The sequence below is a fragment of the Janthinobacterium sp. SUN120 genome, from assembly GCF_030397735.1.
Classification (GTDB): Bacteria; Pseudomonadota; Gammaproteobacteria; order Burkholderiales; family Burkholderiaceae_D; genus Janthinobacterium; species Janthinobacterium kumbetense.
Window position 1 is genome coordinate 2,119,270 of record NZ_JAPUBW010000001.1, and the last position, 18,267, is coordinate 2,137,536.

The following is an 18,267-nucleotide window of genomic DNA, read 5'->3' on the forward strand; positions in this document are numbered from 1 at the left end:
CCCTTTTTCGTCTATGAGCAACTTTTCATAGGGGCGGTTTCCGCACCGCATTTACACGCTCAATTCAGCGCGACGATTACAGCCACTTTGCCAGGCGCGCCAGCACGGTGTCGCGGCCGAACATCACCACCACCTGGTCGATGGCAGGCGTCTGCAGCTGGCCCGTCAAGATCAAACGCAAAGGCATGGCCAGCAGCGGCATCTTGATGGTGTTCGCGGCCAGCACTTCCTTGATCATGGCGGCGACGGCTTCCTTGCTCCACTCCACCGTGGCGATACGCTCGGCAAACTGCGCCAGCACGGGCTTGATGGCATCCGTGATGTGCTGCGCGACCAGTTCCGCTTCCGGCTGCGGTTCGCGGAAGAACAGCATCGAGGCGGCAGCCAGCTCATTGACGGTGTTGGCGCGCTCTTTCATCATGCCCAGCACTTGCGCCAGGTCCGGCGCGCCTTCGAAGACGGCGCCGGCGGCGACCATTTGCGGACGCGCCAGGTCGGCCAGGCGGGTATTGTCGGCCTGCTTGATATAGTGGTTGTTCAGCCAGGCCAGTTTTTCATTATTGAACTGGGCCGCCGATTTCGACAGGTGGTTCAGGTTGAACCACTCGCAGAACTGCTCGGTCGAGAACACTTCATCGTCGCCATGGCTCCAGCCCAGGCGCGCCAGGTAGTTCAGCATCGCTTCCGGCAGGAAGCCCTGCACCGGGTAATCCATCACGCTGACGGCGCCATGGCGCTTCGACAGCTTTTCACCGTCCGCGCCCAGGATCATCGGCAGGTGGCCGTACAGCGGCAGCGGTGCACCGATGGCGCGCAGGATGTTGATCTGGCGCGGAGTGTTGTTGACATGGTCGTCGCCGCGGATCACGTGCGTGATCTGCATGTCCCAGTCATCGACGGCCACGCAGAAGTTGTACGTCGGCGTGCCGTCAGGGCGGGCGATCACCAGGTCGTCCAGCTCGCGGTTGGAAATCGTGATCGTGCCCTTGACCACGTCGTCCCACGTCACGTCGCCGTCGAGCGGGTTCTTGAAACGCACGACGGGCTTGCGGTCGGCCGGCACGGCCGGCAGGGTCTTGCCCGGCTCCGGACGCCAGGTGCCGTCGTAGCGCGGCTTTTCACCGGCGGCGCGCATGCGCTCGCGCATCGCTTCGACTTCTTCCGGCGACGAATAGCAGTGATACGCCGTGCCCTCAAGCAGCATCTGCGCCACCACTTCGCGGTAGCGGTCCATGCGCTGCATCTGGTAGAACGGGCCTTCGTCGTGGTCCAGGCCCAGCCACTTCATGCCTTCGATGATGGCTTGCACGGCTTCCGGCGTGGAACGCTCCACGTCCGTGTCTTCGATGCGCAGCACGAAGGTGCCGCCGAAGTGGCGGGCATACGCCCAGCTGTACAAAGCGGTGCGGGCGCCGCCCAGGTGCAGATAGCCGGTCGGGCTGGGAGCGAAACGGGTACGGACAGGAGTAGCGGTTGTGGTCATCGAAGTAATCAGGCTTGAATAAGTAAAACGCCATTTTACTCTGTTGACCGCCGCCGCTCCACAAGCACCGTCACAGCTGCAGCAAGCGCCTTTTCACCTCCGCCGCCTGCGCATGCAGCGCCTGCTCGAACAGGGCGACCAGTTGCGACAGGGGCCGGTGCAGGGGCTTGACCAGATTCACCGTGAACGGCAGGGAAACGCCGAAGCGGCGGATCTGCAAGCCCTGCCCCGCGTAGTCCAGCGCCGTGAGCGGATTGACGATGGCCAGGCCCACGCCTTCGCGCACCATCGCGCACACAGAGGCAGCACTGTGCGTGTCGAGCGCCATGCGCCGCTCCACGCCCGCCTGCGCGAAGATGGCGTCGATCTGCTGGCGGTAGGGGTCGACGGCGGCCAAGCTGATGAAAGGCTGGCCTGCGAAGTCCGCCGGCTGCAACACGGCCTTGCCGGCGAGCGCATGGCCGTCGGGCAGCACACACACTTCATCGACGGACATCAATGTATCGAGCGCGGTGCCCGGCGGCGCATTGCCCACTTCCGTCAGGCCGATATCGTGGCGCTGCGCCGACAGCCACTCTTCCAGCAGCGGCGACTCCTGCGGCGTGATGCTGATGCTCACCTTGGGAAAATCGGCGACGAAACGCTTGCACGCCTGCGGCAGCAGCGACTGGGAAAACACGGGCAGACAGGCGATCGACAGCTGCCCCTGGTCGAACTGGCGCAAGGCCGCCGCCGTGCTGACGATGCGCTCCAGGCCGAAATACGCGCGCTGCACTTCCTCGAACAGCTGCAGCGCCTGGGCCGTGGGACGCAGCCGCCCCCGCTCGCGCTCGAACAGGGTCAGGCCCGTCAAGTGTTCCAAGCGCGCCAGCTCGCGGCTGACGGTGGGCTGCGACGTATGCAGCATGGCGGCGGCGGCCGTCACGCTGCCCGTCGTCATGATGGCGCGAAAGACCTCGATATGGCGCAGGGAGATAGTCATGGTCATATCATAAATGAATAAGGTAGCCTCAAATAGATATTTTATAGTCGAAGTACAATCAGCCATCATGCGCTATCTCCTCATTCCACCGAAAGCACACGATGAAGCCCGTCACCGACCAGACCCTCGCCCAACTCGCCCAGGAACACGGCACGCCCCTGTGGGTGTATGACGCGGCCACCATCCGCGCGCGCATCGCGCAGCTGGCGCGGTTCGACACGGTGCGCTTCGCGCAAAAAGCCAATTCGAACATCCACCTGCTGACCCTGATGCGCGAAGCGGGCGTGCACGTGGACGCCGTCTCGCTGGGCGAGATCGAGCGCGCGCTGCAGGCAGGCTTTGCGCCGGCGCAAACGAATGGCGCCGCCGGCGTGGTTTTCACCTGCGACCTGTTCGACCGCGCCACCCTGGCGCGCGTGTCAGCGGCGAAGATCGAAGTCAATTGCGGCTCCGTCGACATGCTGCGCCAGCTGGGCCCAGTGTCGCCCGGCCACCGCGTCTGGCTACGCATCAATCCCGGCTATGGCCATGGCCATAGCAACAAGACCAATACGGGTGGCGAAAACAGCAAACACGGCATCTGGCACGAAGAGCTGCCGGAGGCGCTGGCCGTCATCCGCGCACATGGCCTGCACCTGGTGGGCCTGCACATGCACATCGGCTCCGGCGTCGACTACAGCCACCTGGAAATCGTCTGCGGCACCATGGTCGACCTAGTGAAAAACATGGGCCACGACATCGAAGCCATTTCCACGGGCGGCGGCCTGTCCGTGCCCTACCGCGAAGGCGAGCAGCCCGTCGACACGGACCACTACTTCCAGCTGTGGGATGCGGCGCGCAAGCAGATCGAGGCGCACCTGGGCCATCCCGTGCACCTGGAAATCGAACCGGGCCGCTTCCTCGTCGCCGACGCGGGCTTGCTGGTGGCCGAAGTGCGCGCCACCAAGCAAATGGGCGGCAACCACTTCACCTTGCTCGATACGGGTTTCAATGAACTGATGCGCCCTGCCATGTACGGCAGCTACCATGAAATGTCGGTCATCGCGCATGACGGCCGCGCACTGGACACACAGCGCGCCACCGTGGTCGGCGGCCCCCTGTGCGAATCGGGCGACGTCTTCACCCAGCGCGACGGCGGCGTGGTGGAAACCCGGCTGCTACCGGCAGCGCAGGTGGGCGATTACGTCGTCTTCGAAGGCGCCGGTGCGTATGGCGCGTCGATGTCGTCGAACTACAACAGCCGTCCCCATGCGGCCGAATACCTGGTCGATGGAGAACAATCCCGCCTGATCCGCCGCCGCCAGACGGTGGCCGAGCTGATCGCGCTGGAACAACTGTAACACCTTGCCCCGTGCGGGCATGCGCATCTGCTAACATCGGGGCAACCCGATGAAAGCCCGCCATGCCCGCCCAAGCAATTCCCTCCCGCAGCGCCACCCGGCTGCTGCTGCCACTGCTGCTGTCCGCCGTCCTCGCCGGCTGCGTCTCGCTGCCTTCGCTGGAAGGCCGCGTGGCATCCAGCGTCATCGCCGACACAAAGCACACCCAGCTGGCCACGGCCATTGCGCCCATGGTGGCGCAGCATCCCGGCGTGTCCGGCATCTACCCGCTCGCCGACGGACGCGACGCCTTTGCCGCGCGCGCCCTGCTGGCCGCCGCCGCCCAGCGCAGCCTGGACGTGCAGTACTACATCTGGCACAAGGACATCACGGGCACCCTGCTGTTCGACGCCCTGCGCCAGGCGGCCGAGCGGGGCGTGCGCGTGCGCCTGCTGCTCGACGATAACAACACGGCGGGCCTGGAGCAGACCCTGGCGATGCTGGGCAAACAGCACAACCTGGAAATCCGCCTGTTCAACCCCTTTATGCCCCGCTCTCCGCGCGCGCTGGCCTTTGCCACCGATTTTTCCCGCCTCAACCGGCGCATGCACAACAAATCGTTCACGGCCGATAACCAGGCCACCATCGTCGGCGGGCGCAACGTGGGCGACGAATATTTTGGCGCGGCCGGCGACGTGCTGTTTGCCGACCTGGACGTGCTGGCCGTCGGCCCCGTCGTCGACGACGTTTCGCGCGATTTCGACCGCTACTGGAACAGCGCCTCGGCCTACCCGGCCAGCCTGCTGCTGACCAGCCCTGTCGAGGGCGACGCGGCCACCATCGCCGCCGAAGCGGACCGCATCGACGACACCAAGGCGGCCGAGGAATACGTGCAGGCGCTGCGCACCTCGCCCTTCGTCAGACAAATGATGGAGCGCACCCTGCCCTTCGAATGGGCCAGGACGCGCATGGTCAGCGACGACCCGGCCAAAGTGCTGGACAAGGCCAGGCCAGGCACGGGCGTGGCGGACAACCTGAAAAACCTGCTGGGCGTACCGGAAAAGGAAGTGGACCTGGTGTCGCCGTATTTCGTGCCCGGCAAAGCCGGCACCCAGGCCTTCGCCGACCTGGCGAAAAAAGGCGTGGGCGTGCGCATCCTGACGAATGCGCTGGAAGCGACCGACGTGGCGGCCGTGCATGCCGGCTATGCGAAGTGGAGAAAACCGCTGCTGGAAGCGGGCGTGCTGCTGTACGAGTCGCGCCGCTCGTGGGAAGCCGGCGATGCGCGCGAACAGCCGGGCCGCTTCGGCAGCTCCGCATCGAGCCTGCATGCGAAGACCTTTGCCGTCGACGACCGGCGCATCTTTGTCGGCTCGTTCAACTTCGACCCGCGCTCGATCGAATTGAACACGGAAATGGGCCTCGTCATCGACAGCCCCGCGCTGGCCAGCCAGCTGGGGCAAGCCATGCGCACCACCATCCCGCAGCGCGCCTACCAGGTACTGCTGGGCGACGACGGCGCGCTGTACTGGATCGCCCGCGACGCCAGCGGCGCCACCACGCGCTACGACACGGAGCCGGGCACCAGCGTGTGGAAGCGCATCGGGGTGGCGATACTGTCGGTGCTGCCGATTGATTGGCTACTGTAAAGCACGCAGCCTATGTCATTTCCCGCGAAATGGCCGACAATATTTAAGGTCGGGGTATGGTTTCTCACCATCAAAAAATATCATTCTCAAACCAATAACCGTATCTGAGTAGTGACAATAAAAATTGGGATAATCCGGTACTGGCAACAGAGGTGGCGCCGGTGTGGTCTCAAGCCGGAACATCGTGCTCTGTAATCGGACGACCTCGGACAAGCGCACGGTCTTGCGCGTACTTTCATTCGGGAGATCAGCATCCCGTAAAACCGTGCGCGGTTGACCAAAATCTGACTGACCTACCACGCTGGAGCTGAGGTAAAACAGTTTCATCGGTTTACGCAAAATAGCATTAAACTGATCGCTGTCCTCAAAGTTCAATATATCAAGCGGGGCGAAATCGGCCTGCAGATCCTTTCGGCAGTCTGATTCATACTCCGCAAATACCCATATATTATCGGCATCAAAGACAATAAGGCGTGGTACAGGCTCATCCGTTCTACATAATGCGTTTGGCCGCAAATCGATTGCAACAACACCAGCGTCGTTTCCTTCCAGTGATCGGCGCTCATCACCGCCAAACCCAGGCCGAAGCAAATATATTTTGCGTGATTCTTCTTTAACAAGACTAACTGCACGATACGTCGTGTTGGCATAGGCCGAAAGCATTGGTTGAAACTGCAACTTGCCGGGATGCCACACGCTCACTCTGTAGCGACCTATCTCATGCCAATCCGGCTTCTGCGGTCGCTCCATCACCCAAAAACCCGGCGGGTCACATTTTGGCGGCACTTCACTATGCTCACATTTGTTATAGGCATGCAGATCAAGCCCGTTGCTCAGACTTAGCCACGGCTTGTCGGCCTTCAAGGGAACGGCATAATAATAGTCATATGAGGCATGATCGAAGTGTGGCACGACGCACCCCGGCAGCAAAATCCACATCAATGCCATACAACAACATTTGAATAGTGAACTGTTCATTGACGTCCTCATCGTGAAATAAAGAAATTTCACTATCCGTCAAGAACTTTGCGTGCCTATTGATATTTGTCGACTTACAACTCTTAAATCAATAAAAAAACAGGCTTCCGTGAAAACGCAAGCCTGGCCTTTACATCAACGATACACCTCTATGCCTGAACTACCGCACCACCTCCATCAACACCCGCCCTTCCGACGCCGACGGTTGGCGCACGCGCAGCAGGTGCGCCAGGGTCGGGGCGATATCGACCACTTCCGCATACTGGCCATAGGCGCCCGGCTTGATCCAGCGGGGGCCGAACACCATCAGCGGCACGTTGGTGTCATACGTGTACGGCGTGCCGTGCGAAGTGCCGCCCGCGCCCTTGCCGAAGTACCAGGCCGGCTTTGTCACGACCATCAGGTCGCCCGACAGCTGGCGATTCCAGGCGCGGCGCATCAGGGTGTCCATGCGCGTGGCAACGGCACCCGCTTCCATCTGCGTGCGCGTATAGACTTGCGCCAGGCCGTCCTGCTGCAGCAGGAAGCGGGCCGCCGCGTCTTCCAGGGCGGCGCGATTGACGCCGCCCTTCTCCGCCAGCGCGTAATCAAGGTAGATATTCGGCAGCGACGACGTCGTCACCAGTTTATCGATACCCATGTTAGTCGCCAGGTGCTGGTTCAAGGCATCGACCAGTTTGGCGCCATCGATGCGTTTGGCCGAGAAGCCCCGCGTTTCGGCAAATTCCGGCACGTTGGCAAAACCATGGTCGGCCGTCAGCACCACCAGCACGTTATCCATGCCGACTTTTTTATCGAGGTCGGCAAAGAAGCCGGCCAGCATGCGGTCCAGGCGCTGCAGGTGGTCGTGCGACATCTTGCTTTCCGGGCCGTAGGCGTGATTCACGTAATCGTGCGCGGACAGGCTCACGCCCAGGATATCGGGCACGCCGGCCGGGTTGTGGCCCAGGTTTTCGCCATCGATGGCGGCGCGGGCGAATTCCAGGGTCAGTTCATCGAGGAAGGGACCGGCCTTCAGGCGGCTGTAGTACTCGCCATCGAGCTTGCCGCCGTCGCTGTAATAGGCGAACGGGAAGGTGTTGCGCGTGCCCGGCTTGGCCGGCACCAGATCATCGCGGGCATCGCGCGCATAGGCGGAATCGGCCAGCAGCGGCGTCCAGCTCTTGCCATAATAACGGTCTTGCGGCTTGGCGGCCTGGTAGCGCTGCACCCATTGCGGGTGCTGCTGCATGTAATAGGTGCTGCTGGCAAAATTGCCCGTCTTTTCCATGTACATATACGCCGTGCCCGTTTTCCCGGCCAGCAGGATGGCGCCCCGATCCTTGCCCGACACCGTGACGACCTTGGCCTTGTCGCCCGTGGAATAGCGCAACTCGTCGCCCAGGGTGCTCACGCGAAGCTTGGTCGGCGCAGTGCCGTCGTCGGGCTGCGTGTCTTCGCCGATGTAATGGAAATTGCCATCTTCGGTGCAGTACACGGATTTTTTCGTGACGGGATCGATCCAGTTATTGCCGATCACGCCATGCTGATAAGGGTAAGCGCCCGACAGCACGGCCGAGTGGCCGATGGCCGTGACCGTGATGCCATGCGCCTGGTGCGCGTCGCTGAACCACGCGCCCTGCTCCAGCAGGCGGCGGAAGCCGCCTTGGCCGAACTGGTCGCGGTAGCGCGTCACCTGCTCTTGCGGCAAGCCGTCCACTACCAGCACCACCACCAGCTTCGGCTGCGCCGCACCGGCAGCAACAGCAGGAACGGCCTTGGCCGCATGCGCCTGGCTCGCCGCCACGCCAGCCGCCAACAGCAGCGCCTGCGCCAGTTGCCGGGAAAGGGAGAAATGTTTCGTCATATCCGCTCATCAAAAGTTAGGCCACCGGCCAGCATACGCCGACTATATGACACAATAATGACAAGAGGCAACAATATGAAAAAGGCCAGGCTCCATCGCTAGAACCCGGCCTTTACTGGAACGGATGAATTTGCCTGACTTATTTGCCTGGCTTACTTGACCGTCACCTTGATGCTTTTGCTCAACTCCGGCCCATACGACTGGTGCGCGCCGTTGGCAAACTGCATCGTCAGGGTGTACTGGCCCGGCGGCAAGGTGACGTCCGTTTCCGTTTGTCCTTTGCCAAAATGCAAATGTTTGTCATCCATGGGCATCATTTCGCCCGCCTTCATCGGCCCCATATTGATGAGCAAATGATGGTGGCCCGTCTTGGCCGTCATGTCGCCGGCCGGCTTGACGTCCATGCCGCTGACGGCAAATTTCACTTTGAACGGGCTGCTCACTGTCGCGCCATCGACGGGCTCGACGAACGAAACGGATTGCGCAAACGCGCTGGCGGCCAGCAGGCTGCCCGCGATCACGGCTGCGGCTTGGCGCAGGAATACGGTGGTCAATTGCATGATGTCTCCTCTTGTTTAATAACAACACGGACTGCATGAAACCATATTCCTGCTGACAATGGCGCATGCAAGCGCCAGGCCTGACGTTTAATCGTTCTTGATGACGATCGACGGGAACTTGCTGGTCATATCCTTTGCCTTTTCCGCCACCTTGATCGCGATGGTGCGGGCGATCTGCTTGTAGATGACGGCGACGGGGCCTTCCGGCTCGGCCACGACGGTCGGCGTGCCGGAATCCGTCTGCTGGCGGATCGCCATGGTCAGCGGCAAGGCGCCGAGGAATTCCACTCCGAAGTCCGCGCACATCTTCGCGCCGCCGCCGGCGCCGAAGATTTCTTCCGCATGGCCGCAGTTCGAGCAGATGTGCGTGCTCATGTTTTCCACCACGCCGAGGATCGGGATGCCGACTTTCTCGAACATTTTCAAGCCCTTGCGCGCGTCCAGCAGCGCGATGTCCTGCGGCGTCGTGACGATCACGGCGCCCGTGACGGGCACTTTTTGCGACAGTGTCAATTGAATATCGCCCGTGCCAGGCGGCATGTCGACGATCAGGTAATCGAGGTCGCGCCAGTTGGTCTGGTCGAGCAATTGCTGCAAGGCTTGCGTGACCATCGGGCCGCGCCATACCATCGGCTCGTCCGGATCGATCATGAAGCCGATCGACGACACTTGCAGGCCGTGATTTTCCATCGGTTCCATGCTCTTGCCGTCGAGGGTCTTCGGCTGGCCGCTGATGCCCAGCATCATCGGCTGTGACGGGCCATAGATATCGGCGTCCAGCATGCCGACGGTGGCGCCTTCGGCCGCCAGGGCCAGGGCCAGGTTGACCGCCGTGGTCGATTTGCCAACGCCGCCCTTGCCGGAAGCGACGGCGATGATGTTTTTCACGTTGCTCATCGGCTTCAAGCCGCGCTGCACCGTGTGCGAAATGATTTTCGACGACACGCCCACGCTGACGTTGCCCACGCCCGGCAGCACGCGCAACGCGGCCAGCACGGATTTGCGGATCAGGTCAATCTGGCTTTTGGCGGGGTAGCCCAGTTCGATGTCGAGCGAAATATCATCGCCATCGACCTTCAGATTCTTGACGGTTTTGCTGGAAACGAAATCTTTATGTGTATTTGGATCAATAACCTGGGCCAGCGCGGCCTTGACGTCTTCTACTGTGATGCTCATGTAAATCTCCGTGTGTACTACATATGTGCAATACGCGCAGTCTAGCGCAAATTTGCATGGCGCGATGGCGGCAAAAGCATCACTTGCCAGCGCTGCATCTGCTCATATTGCCTTTCCGCTGTTAAAATGACCTATTATCCATCCCAAAAGTGCATCAATCATGACTCGCAAGCTGTTCGTCACCACTGCCCTGCCTTACGCAAACGCCGCTTTTCACATTGGCCACATCATGGAATACATCCAGGCCGATATCTGGGTCCGGTTCCAGCGAATGCAACGCGATGGTGCAGCCGGCCGTGAAGTGCACTTTGTGGGCGCCGACGATACACATGGCACGCCCATCATGATCGCCGCCGAAAAGGAAGGCATTACGCCGCAGCAATTCGTCGCCAACATCGCGGCCGGCCGCGCCCAGTACCTCGATGGCTTCCATATCGCCTTCGACAACTGGTATTCGACCGATTCGCCGGAAAACGTTGATCTGTCGCAATCGATCTACCGCAAACTGCGCGATACGGGCCTGATCGTCACGAAAACCGTCGACCGCTTCTTCGATCCAGTCAAGGGCATGTTCCTGGCCGACCGCAACATCAAGGGCGAATGCCCGAAATGCGGCGCCAAGAACCAGTACGGCGACAATTGCGAAGTGTGCGGCGCGGCCTACCAGCCGACCGACCTGGTCAACCCGTTCTCCGTGTTCACCAACGCGACGCCCGTGATGAAGCCGTCGGAACAGTACTTCTTCAAGCTGTCCGACCCGCGCTGCTTCGAATTCCTCAAGGATTGGCTCAACACGCCAGGCCGCCTGCAGCCTGAAATGGTCAACAAGGTCAGCGAATGGCTGGGCGAAGCGGGCGAAAAGCTGGCCGACTGGGATATCTCGCGCGATGCGCCCTATTTCGGCATCCCGATTCCCGATGCGCCGGGCAAGTTCTTCTATGTGTGGATGGACGCGCCCGTCGGCTACCTGGCCAGCCTGAAAAACTATTGCGACAAGAAAGGCCTCGATTTCGACGCCCTGCTGAACGATCCTGCCACGGAACAAATCCACTTCATCGGCAAGGACATCGTCTCCTTCCATTTGCTGTTCTGGCCCGCCATGCTGAAATTTGCCGGCCACCCGGTGATCGACAAACTGAAAGTCAATGTGCATGGCTTCCTGACGGTCAACAACGAAAAAATGTCGAAGTCGCGCGGCACGGGCATCTCGCCGCTGCGCTACCTGGACCTGGGCATGAACCCGGAATGGCTGCGCTACTACATCGCTTTCAAGCTGAACTCGAAAGTGGAAGACCTGGACTTCAACGGCGACGACTTCGTGGCCCGCGTGAACAGCGACCTGATCGGCAAATACGTGAACATCGCCAGCCGCTGCGCCGGCTTCATCGCCAAGCGTTTCGACGGCAAGCTGGCATCGACGCTGTCGGAAGGCGCGCAAAGCTGGATCAACCGCGCGCTGACGGTGGACGCCAACGGCGTCATCGTCGAGCGCCAGGCCAGCATCGCCGCGCACTTCGAGAACCGCGAATTCGGCAAGGCCTTGCGCGAGATCATGGAAATCGCCGACATCACCAACCAGTACGTCGATGAAAACAAGCCGTGGATCCTCGCCAAGGATGCGGACAAGACAGCCGAACTGCACGACGTGTGCACGACGGCCCTGATCCTGTTCCGCCAGTTGACGATCCTGCTGTCGCCGGTCTTGCCGGGCGTGGCCAAGAACGTGGCCTCGTTCCTCAACGACGAGCAATTCACCTGGGCCGATACGCAAGTGTTCGGCGACGCCGTCTCGAACAGCATGCTGGGCCGTACCATCGGCGCCTACAGCCACTTGATGACGCGCATGGATGCAAAGATGATCGAAGCGCTGTTTGACGCACCGCAAGCTGCCGCCATCGCGGCGCCGGCTGGCGATGCCGCGAACGACGCCGCACCGGTCGCTGAAACACCGGCCTCCGCCATCGAGGAACTGGCGCCCGAGATCAAGATCGACGACTTCCTCAAGGTCGACCTGCGCATCGCGAAAATCGTCAACTGCGAACTGGTCGACGGCTCCGACAAGCTGCTGCGCCTGACCCTGGACGCGGGCGAAGGCCGCTTGCGCAATGTCTTCTCCGGCATCCGTTCGGCCTACCAGCCGGAAGAGCTGGTCGGCAAGCTGACGGTGCTGGTGGCCAACCTGGCGCCGCGCAAGATGAAGTTCGGCATTTCCGAAGGCATGGTCATGGCCGCATCAAGCGCCGACGAGAAAGCCAATCCAGGCATCTACATCCTGAACCCTTGGCCAGGCGCCGAACCTGGCATGCGCATCCGCTAAGCCCGCACAAGGACCGATGATGAATATCGTGGTGCGCGAAGCAACGAATGCCGATGCACAACTGATGGCCGAACTGACCCGCGCCGCGTGGGCCGGCAAGGTGGCGGCCTCGTCCAGTGGACACCACGAGACGGCGCAGCAGGTGGAAGAGCAATTGCGCCACGGCGGCGGTTTTCTGTTGCTGATCGACGACATTCCGGCCGGTTCGCTGCGCTGGATGCCGCTCGACAGCGATCCCGCCATCTGGAAGATTTCACGCATGGGCGTGCTGCCCGCCTACCGGGGCAGCCACGTTTCGCAACATTTGCTGGAAGCCATCATTCATCACGGCCTGTCGTGCCAGGCGGAGGAATTGCGCCTGGCCGTGCGGCGCGACCAGCGCAAGCTGATCGATTTTTATGCGGCCTTCGAATTCGACCTGGCCGAAGAACTGGAATATTCGCACGCCAACCCCGCCGAACCGGCGCCGATGGTGATGCGGCGTTTGTTGCGTTATTGATTTTTAGCAATTTCGCCCCGGACTTGCCGATACAACAACCCGCCAGGCGGCACGGCGCGGTAAAATACGGCCGGCTGACCTTACCTATAAGACACTCAGAAGAGAATATGAAACTGCCTGCAAAACACAACAACTACGTATCCGACCACACCTTGTTCATCGCCGAACTGAAGGCCAAGAATCCTGGCATGGAAGCGGGCCAGCAAGCGGGCCGCGCCCTGCTGTGGGACAAGCCGGCCGTCAGCATCGATGAGCAGGAGCGCCAGCTGGCGTCGGCCGTCAAGCAACAGGCTTACGTTTACCAGAACAAGAACTAAGATCTGGAACCGGCACGATGTTGCCTGAAGAGTCTGCAGTCACGCCGGAAGCCGACGCTTCCGGTGCCGGCGCAGTCATCGAGTCGCCCGACCCCGCCGCTGGCGGCGACGGCAGCGGCGACCCTGCAGCATCCGCCACGGCAGTAACGGACGAGGCGCCCGCCGCCGACCCGCTGGGCATCGCCCGCCTGTATGGCGAGCCGATGATGCGCATGCCGACGGATTTGTACATTCCGCCGGACGCGCTGGAAATCTTCCTCGAAGCCTTCGAAGGCCCGCTCGACTTGCTGCTCTACCTGATCCGCAAGCAAAATTTCAACATTCTCGATATCCCGATGGCGCAGGTGACCCTGCAATATCTGAAATATGTCGACCAGATCCGCGTGCGCAACCTGGAACTGGCCGCCGAGTATTTGTTGATGGCGGCCATGTTGATCGAGATCAAGTCGCGCATGCTCTTGCCTTCGCGTAAGAGCGACGTCGAGGAAGATGGCGGCGATCCCCGTGCCGAACTGGTGCGCCGCCTGCTCGAGTACGAACAGATCAAGCTGGCTGCCTACGACCTGAACGCCATCCCGCAGTTCGAGCGCGATTTCGTGCGCACGCAGATTTTCATCGAGCAAAGCCTGACGCCCACCTGGCCCGACGTGGAACCGGTGGACTTGCAGCAGGCGTGGCTCGACGTGCTGAAACGCGCCAAACTGACCCAGCATCACCGCATCAGCCGCCAGGAACTGTCCGTGCGCGAGCACATGTCGAGCATCCTGCGCCACTTGCAATCGTCGCGCTTCGTCGAATTCAGCGAGTTGTTCGACATTGCCGGCGGCGTGCCCGTGGTGGTGGTCAACTTCGTGGCCCTGCTGGAACTGGCCAAGGAAACCCTGATCGAAATCACACAGGCAGAACCGTTTGCCCCCATCTACGTCCGGCTGGCCTATTCGCCCGCCTGACTCCTTCCCTTTGTCACTGACCACCGTACAACGGGGTTTTAGCGAAAGCAATCCATGAAAATTATTTCCGACATCGAAGAATTGCGCGACCAGCTCAGCGGACAGCTGCGCACGGCGTTCGTCCCCACCATGGGCAACCTGCACGAAGGCCACCTGTCGCTGATGCGCCTGGCGCGCAAGCATGGCGACCCCGTCGTCGCCTCGATCTTCGTGAACCGCCTGCAATTCGGCCCGAACGAAGACTTCGAGAAATATCCGCGCACCATGGCGGCCGACATCGCCAAGCTGGAAAAGGAAGGCGTGTACGTGCTGTTCGCGCCCACGGAAAAGGAACTGTACCCGGAGCCGCAGGAATACCGCGTGCGCCCGCCCGATGACCTGGGCAATACCCTGGAAGGCGAATTCCGTCCCGGCTTCTTCGAAGGCGTGTGCACGGTCGTCACCAAGCTGTTTTCGTGCGTGGGTCCGCGCGTAGCCGTGTTCGGCAAGAAGGATTACCAGCAGTTGATGATCATCCGCAACATGGCGCGCCAGTTCGCGCTGCCGACGGAAATCATCGCCGCCGAGACCTACCGCGCAGACGATGGCTTGGCCTTGTCCTCGCGCAATATGTACCTGTCGGAAAGCGAACGCGCGGAAGCGCCGGAACTGTACAAGGGCCTCAATTTCGTCGCCGAGGAAGTGCGCAAGGGTAACCTGGCCGTCGGCGAACTGGAACAGGCGGCCATGCAGCTGCTGGACGGCCGCGGCTGGAAATCGGACTACATCGCCGTGCGCAAGCGCGCCAACCTGCAGGCGCCGAACGCGGCAGAGCTGGCTGCCGGCGAACCGCTGGTGGTGCTGGCCGCCGCCAAGCTGGGGCAGACTCGCCTGATCGACAATCTGGAAATTTAAGCGCCATCTCCAAGCGTCACCTCGACGGGGCCATTCGGTCCCGTTTCTGTTTCTGTTTCTTTTCCTTACTTCTCCATCCCTACCAGCTTGAGTTCGGCAAACAGCGGCCTGTTGCTGCCGCGTGCCGCTTGCAACATGTCATAGCTGGCCGCATCGAGCACGATTTCTTCTCCCGCCCACAGCTTGCGCTGGTTCGCAGGCAGCCTCAGGCTGCGCAGGATGGCCCGCGCCTGAGCCGGATCGGCCGCCAGCAGGCGGATGGCGTGCGCATGGCGCTGCGTACCCGTGAGTATCGGCAAGCCGCCCTGCGGGCCATGCTTGCTCAGGCTGACATAGTCATGGCCGCCCACGCGGTGCAAATAGGCATGCCGGCCATCGGCTTCGGCTACCGGCTGCGCGGCAGGCTCCTGCATCTCGACCGACGCGACGGGCGCAACGGCCGTTTGCTCCAGGCTCACGCCGCAGGCCGTTAACAGGGCCGTGCCCAGGGCGAAAAATAATACGGGTGCTCGGCGCATCGTGCGCTCCTTCTTGTCGGGGTCGGGGACAAAGGGGAAATACTGCAGCGATCATGGGCCAAATTATTTGACGTGTAAAGTTAACTTTGGGAAATATTTCATTCCTTTGCGCAATTATCTGCAGACAGTGGGATCATCTCTGCCCGTACCCGGCAAGCCTGGGACAATTGTTAATGCAATTTGCACACTGAAATCATCAAACCCATCTTTATCCAACAATCAATAAAGATGACAATGGCTGCACTGGTTCGCAGCGACAACATGCGGGCCTCCCACCACAACAGGAGAACACCCATGAACACAGCAGCTATACCGGCCAAGGTCGCCATCGTCACGGGCGCTTCGCGCGGCATCGGCGCGGCCATCGCCCGCCGCCTGGTGCGCGACGGCATGCAGGTCGTCGTCAATTACGCCAGCGGCAACGTGGAAGCGGAGCAGCTGGTGGCGGCCATCGTGGCCGACGGCGGCGCCGCCATCGCCGTCAAGGCCAACGTCGCCGACGCGGGCCAGGTGCAAGCCCTGTTCGATGCGGCCGAGGCGGCCTATGGCGGCGTCGACGTGCTGGTCAACAATGCCGGCATCATGCCGCCCGCGCTGCCGGCCCTGGCCGACACGGACGACGCCACCTTCGACAGCCTGTTCGCCATCAACGTCAAGGGCAGCTTCAACACCATGCGCCAGGCGGCGACGCGCTTGCGCCACGGCGGCAGCGTCGTCAATTTCTCCACCAGCGTGATCGGCCTGGCCCTGCCCGGCTATGCCGTCTACGGCGCTACCAAGGCGGCCATCGAGACGATGACGAATATCTTTGCAAAAGAGTTACGCGGCAAGAACATCACCGTCAACGCCGTCGCCCCCGGCCCCACGGCCACGGCGTTGTTCTTGAACGGCAAGACGGAAGAAACGATACAGCGCATGGGCAAGATGGCGCCATTGGAGCGCCTGGGCACGCCGGACGACATCGCCGCCGCCGTGGCTTTTCTGGCAGGGCCGGATGGCCGCTGGGTGAATGGCCAGACCCTGCGCGCGAATGGCGGGCTGGTCTGAGTTTTTTGCGGACGAAAAAAAACGCTGCCAATTCGCATTGGCAGCGTTTTTCTTGATCGGTATCAAGCCGTGATCAGGCGCCGGCTTTTTCCAGCTTCTCGAAAATCTTGTTCAGCTTTTCATCGAGGGTCGCGGCCGTGAACGGCTTGACGACATAACCGCTGGCGCCAGCCTGGGCGGCGGCGATGATGTTTTCTTTTTTCGCTTCGGCGGTGACCATCAGCACGGGCAGCTTGGCCAGTGCGGGATCGGCGCGGATATGCTGCAGCATCGTCAGGCCATCCATGTTTGGCATGTTCCAGTCCGACACGACGAAATCGTACGATTCCGCGCGCAGCTTGGCCAGGCCCATCACGCCGTCTTCCGCCTCATCGACGTTGGCATAACCCAGTTCCTTCAACAGATTCCGGACAATGCGGCGCATCGTCGAAAAATCGTCAACGACTAAAAATTTCATCTTTGGATCAGCCATGAATAACTCCGTTGTTTCTGTAGCGGTTTGTTAATAATATCGACATGAATGCCGACATTATGGTCGACACTACGGCAGCAAGTTGTAGGATAGCATTTTCGTTGCTTTTAGGCGAACAAACTTGCCTCAGATCATATAAAACGTGGCTTACACGCGCAAAGCACGCATGCCATGCGCAGCCAGGTGTCCCAGCACCATGCCAGGCAGCGCCGTCAGAGCGCCGATCTCATGCGTAGCACCGACGGCGATCGCCTCGCGCGGCATGCCGAACACCACGCAACTGGCTTCATCCTGCGCAAAATTATACGCTCCTGCAGCCTTCATCTCCAACATGCCTTGTGCGCCATCCTTGCCCATGCCGGTAAGGATCACGCCGACGGCATTTTTACCGGCCGATTGCGCGGCCGAACGGAACAGCACGTCGACGGACGGGCGGTGGCGGTTCACCGGCTCACCCTGGTCGATCTTGGTCATGTAGTTGGCGCCGCTGCGCGTCAGGGTCAGGTGCGAATGGCCGGGCGCGATGTAGGCGTGGCCGGGCAGTACCCGTTCGCCGCCCGCCGCTTCCTGCACCGATATCTTGCACAGCGAATCGAGGCGGCGCGCAAACGAGCGCGTAAAGCCTTCCGGCATGTGCTGCGTGATCAGGATGCCGGGACAATCGGACGGCATCTGCATGAGGAATTCGCGGATCGCTTCCGTGCCGCCCGTGGAGGCGCCGACGATGATCAGCTTTTCGCTCGACGTCAACGGGCTGCGCAGCGCAGGCAGCGGCGCGGCCACCTTGTCGCTGGCCGACGGCAGGGTGCGCGCGCGGATGCGCGCCTTCGAGGCGGCGCGGATCTTGTCGGCGATCATGTCCGTGTACTCGCGCATGCCGCTCTGGATGGAAATCTTCGGCTTGGTGACGAAATCGACCGCGCCCAGCTCCAGCGCGCGCATGGTGATTTCCGAACCGCGCTCGGTCAGCGACGACACCATCAATACCGGCATCGGGCGCAAGCGCATCAGTTTTTCCAGGAAGTCGAGGCCATCCATCTTCGGCATCTCGACGTCGAGGGTCAGCACGTCGGGGTTGGTCTGCTTGATCATCTCGCGCGCCACCAGCGGATCGGGCGCAGCGCCCACCACTTCCATGTCGGGCTGGCTGTTCACGATTTCCGTCATCACGCTGCGGATCAAGGCCGAATCATCCACGATCAATACTTTGATCTTCATAGTTATCCTTCCAGGCCTTGCGGCCCTTATTCTTTATTAAAT

17 protein-coding genes are annotated in these 18,267 nt (G+C 61.3%); 8 read left to right on the forward strand and 9 right to left on the reverse strand.

What is annotated here, in order from left to right:
- Nucleotides 1-76: 76 nt before the first annotated feature.
- The gene (gltX, locus tag O0879_RS09340) at nt 77-1,483 is read right to left on the reverse strand and encodes a glutamate--tRNA ligase (RefSeq protein WP_289916075.1); all 1,407 of its coding nucleotides are present in this window, start codon (nt 1,481-1,483) and stop codon (nt 77-79) included.
- A gap of 70 nt (nt 1,484-1,553) precedes the next feature.
- Nucleotides 1,554-2,465, reverse strand: coding sequence for a LysR family transcriptional regulator (locus O0879_RS09345; RefSeq protein ID WP_099668160.1), 912 nt, complete (start codon nt 2,463-2,465; stop codon nt 1,554-1,556).
- 101 nt (nt 2,466-2,566) lie between these two features.
- On the opposite strand from O0879_RS09345, the gene lysA reads away from it, so the two are divergent.
- Both lysA and O0879_RS09355 read left to right on the forward strand, forming a co-directional pair.
- Nucleotides 2,567-3,805, forward strand: coding sequence for a diaminopimelate decarboxylase (gene lysA / locus O0879_RS09350; protein ID WP_289916076.1), 1,239 nt, complete (start codon nt 2,567-2,569; stop codon nt 3,803-3,805).
- 62 nt (nt 3,806-3,867) lie between these two features.
- The gene (locus O0879_RS09355) at nt 3,868-5,433 is read left to right on the forward strand and encodes a phospholipase D family protein (protein WP_289916077.1); all 1,566 of its coding nucleotides are present in this window, start codon (nt 3,868-3,870) and stop codon (nt 5,431-5,433) included.
- Nucleotides 5,434-5,448: 15 nt separating this feature from the next.
- Here O0879_RS09355 and O0879_RS09360 read toward each other — a convergent pair whose 3' ends face one another.
- The 4 genes from O0879_RS09360 to apbC all read right to left on the reverse strand — a co-directional run bounded on the left by O0879_RS09360 (nt 5,449) and on the right by apbC (nt 9,993).
- A complete protein-coding gene (locus O0879_RS09360) occupies nt 5,449-6,381 on the reverse strand; it encodes a hypothetical protein (RefSeq protein WP_289916078.1) in 933 nt (310 codons plus the stop codon).
- Between the two features lie 190 nt (nt 6,382-6,571).
- Complete coding sequence (locus O0879_RS09365) at nt 6,572-8,257, reverse strand: alkaline phosphatase family protein (protein ID WP_289916079.1); 1,686 nt, start codon at nt 8,255-8,257, stop codon at nt 6,572-6,574.
- 152 nt (nt 8,258-8,409) lie between these two features.
- On the reverse strand, nt 8,410-8,817 hold the full coding sequence (locus tag O0879_RS09370) for a DUF4399 domain-containing protein (RefSeq protein WP_289916080.1): 408 nt from the start codon (nt 8,815-8,817) through the stop codon (nt 8,410-8,412).
- Between the two features lie 87 nt (nt 8,818-8,904).
- Nucleotides 8,905-9,993, reverse strand: a complete 1,089-nt coding sequence (apbC, locus tag O0879_RS09375; protein WP_034758315.1) for an iron-sulfur cluster carrier protein ApbC — start codon at nt 9,991-9,993, stop codon at nt 8,905-8,907.
- A 160-nt stretch (nt 9,994-10,153) separates the two neighbouring features.
- Between apbC and metG the strand changes: the two genes are divergently transcribed.
- From metG to panC, 5 genes are all read left to right on the forward strand, one after another.
- Nucleotides 10,154-12,310, forward strand: a complete 2,157-nt coding sequence (gene metG / locus O0879_RS09380; RefSeq protein ID WP_289906587.1) for a methionine--tRNA ligase — start codon at nt 10,154-10,156, stop codon at nt 12,308-12,310.
- A 19-nt stretch (nt 12,311-12,329) separates the two neighbouring features.
- Nucleotides 12,330-12,809: a GNAT family N-acetyltransferase gene (locus O0879_RS09385; RefSeq protein ID WP_034778216.1), complete on the forward strand. Its 480-nt coding sequence runs from the start codon at nt 12,330-12,332 to the stop codon at nt 12,807-12,809.
- A 107-nt stretch (nt 12,810-12,916) separates the two neighbouring features.
- A complete protein-coding gene (locus tag O0879_RS09390) occupies nt 12,917-13,126 on the forward strand; it encodes a DUF3460 family protein (RefSeq protein ID WP_034778041.1) in 210 nt (69 codons plus the stop codon).
- 17 nt (nt 13,127-13,143) lie between these two features.
- The gene (locus O0879_RS09395) at nt 13,144-14,076 is read left to right on the forward strand and encodes a ScpA family protein (protein ID WP_289916081.1); all 933 of its coding nucleotides are present in this window, start codon (nt 13,144-13,146) and stop codon (nt 14,074-14,076) included.
- 54 nt (nt 14,077-14,130) lie between these two features.
- The gene (gene panC / locus O0879_RS09400; RefSeq protein WP_289906586.1) at nt 14,131-14,970 is read left to right on the forward strand and encodes a pantoate--beta-alanine ligase; all 840 of its coding nucleotides are present in this window, start codon (nt 14,131-14,133) and stop codon (nt 14,968-14,970) included.
- Between the two features lie 65 nt (nt 14,971-15,035).
- On the opposite strand, the gene O0879_RS09405 is transcribed toward panC, so the two are convergent.
- A complete protein-coding gene (locus tag O0879_RS09405; protein ID WP_289916082.1) occupies nt 15,036-15,488 on the reverse strand; it encodes a hypothetical protein in 453 nt (150 codons plus the stop codon).
- Between the two features lie 294 nt (nt 15,489-15,782).
- Here O0879_RS09405 and O0879_RS09410 point away from each other — a divergent pair, with 294 nt between their 5' ends.
- On the forward strand, nt 15,783-16,535 hold the full coding sequence (locus tag O0879_RS09410) for an SDR family oxidoreductase (protein WP_289916084.1): 753 nt from the start codon (nt 15,783-15,785) through the stop codon (nt 16,533-16,535).
- 73 nt (nt 16,536-16,608) lie between these two features.
- Here the strand turns inward: O0879_RS09410 and cheY are convergent, their stop codons facing one another.
- Together cheY and O0879_RS09420 are read right to left on the reverse strand one after the other, a co-directional pair.
- Nucleotides 16,609-17,007 (reverse strand): chemotaxis response regulator CheY, encoded by a 399-nt coding sequence (gene cheY, locus O0879_RS09415; protein ID WP_010396677.1) that lies wholly within the window; start codon nt 17,005-17,007, stop codon nt 16,609-16,611.
- A 147-nt stretch (nt 17,008-17,154) separates the two neighbouring features.
- Nucleotides 17,155-18,225 carry a chemotaxis response regulator protein-glutamate methylesterase gene (locus tag O0879_RS09420; protein ID WP_289916085.1) on the reverse strand — a complete coding sequence of 357 codons (1,071 nt, stop codon included), beginning with the start codon at nt 18,223-18,225 and terminating at the stop codon, nt 17,155-17,157.
- Between the last annotated feature and the right edge of the window lie 42 nt (nt 18,226-18,267).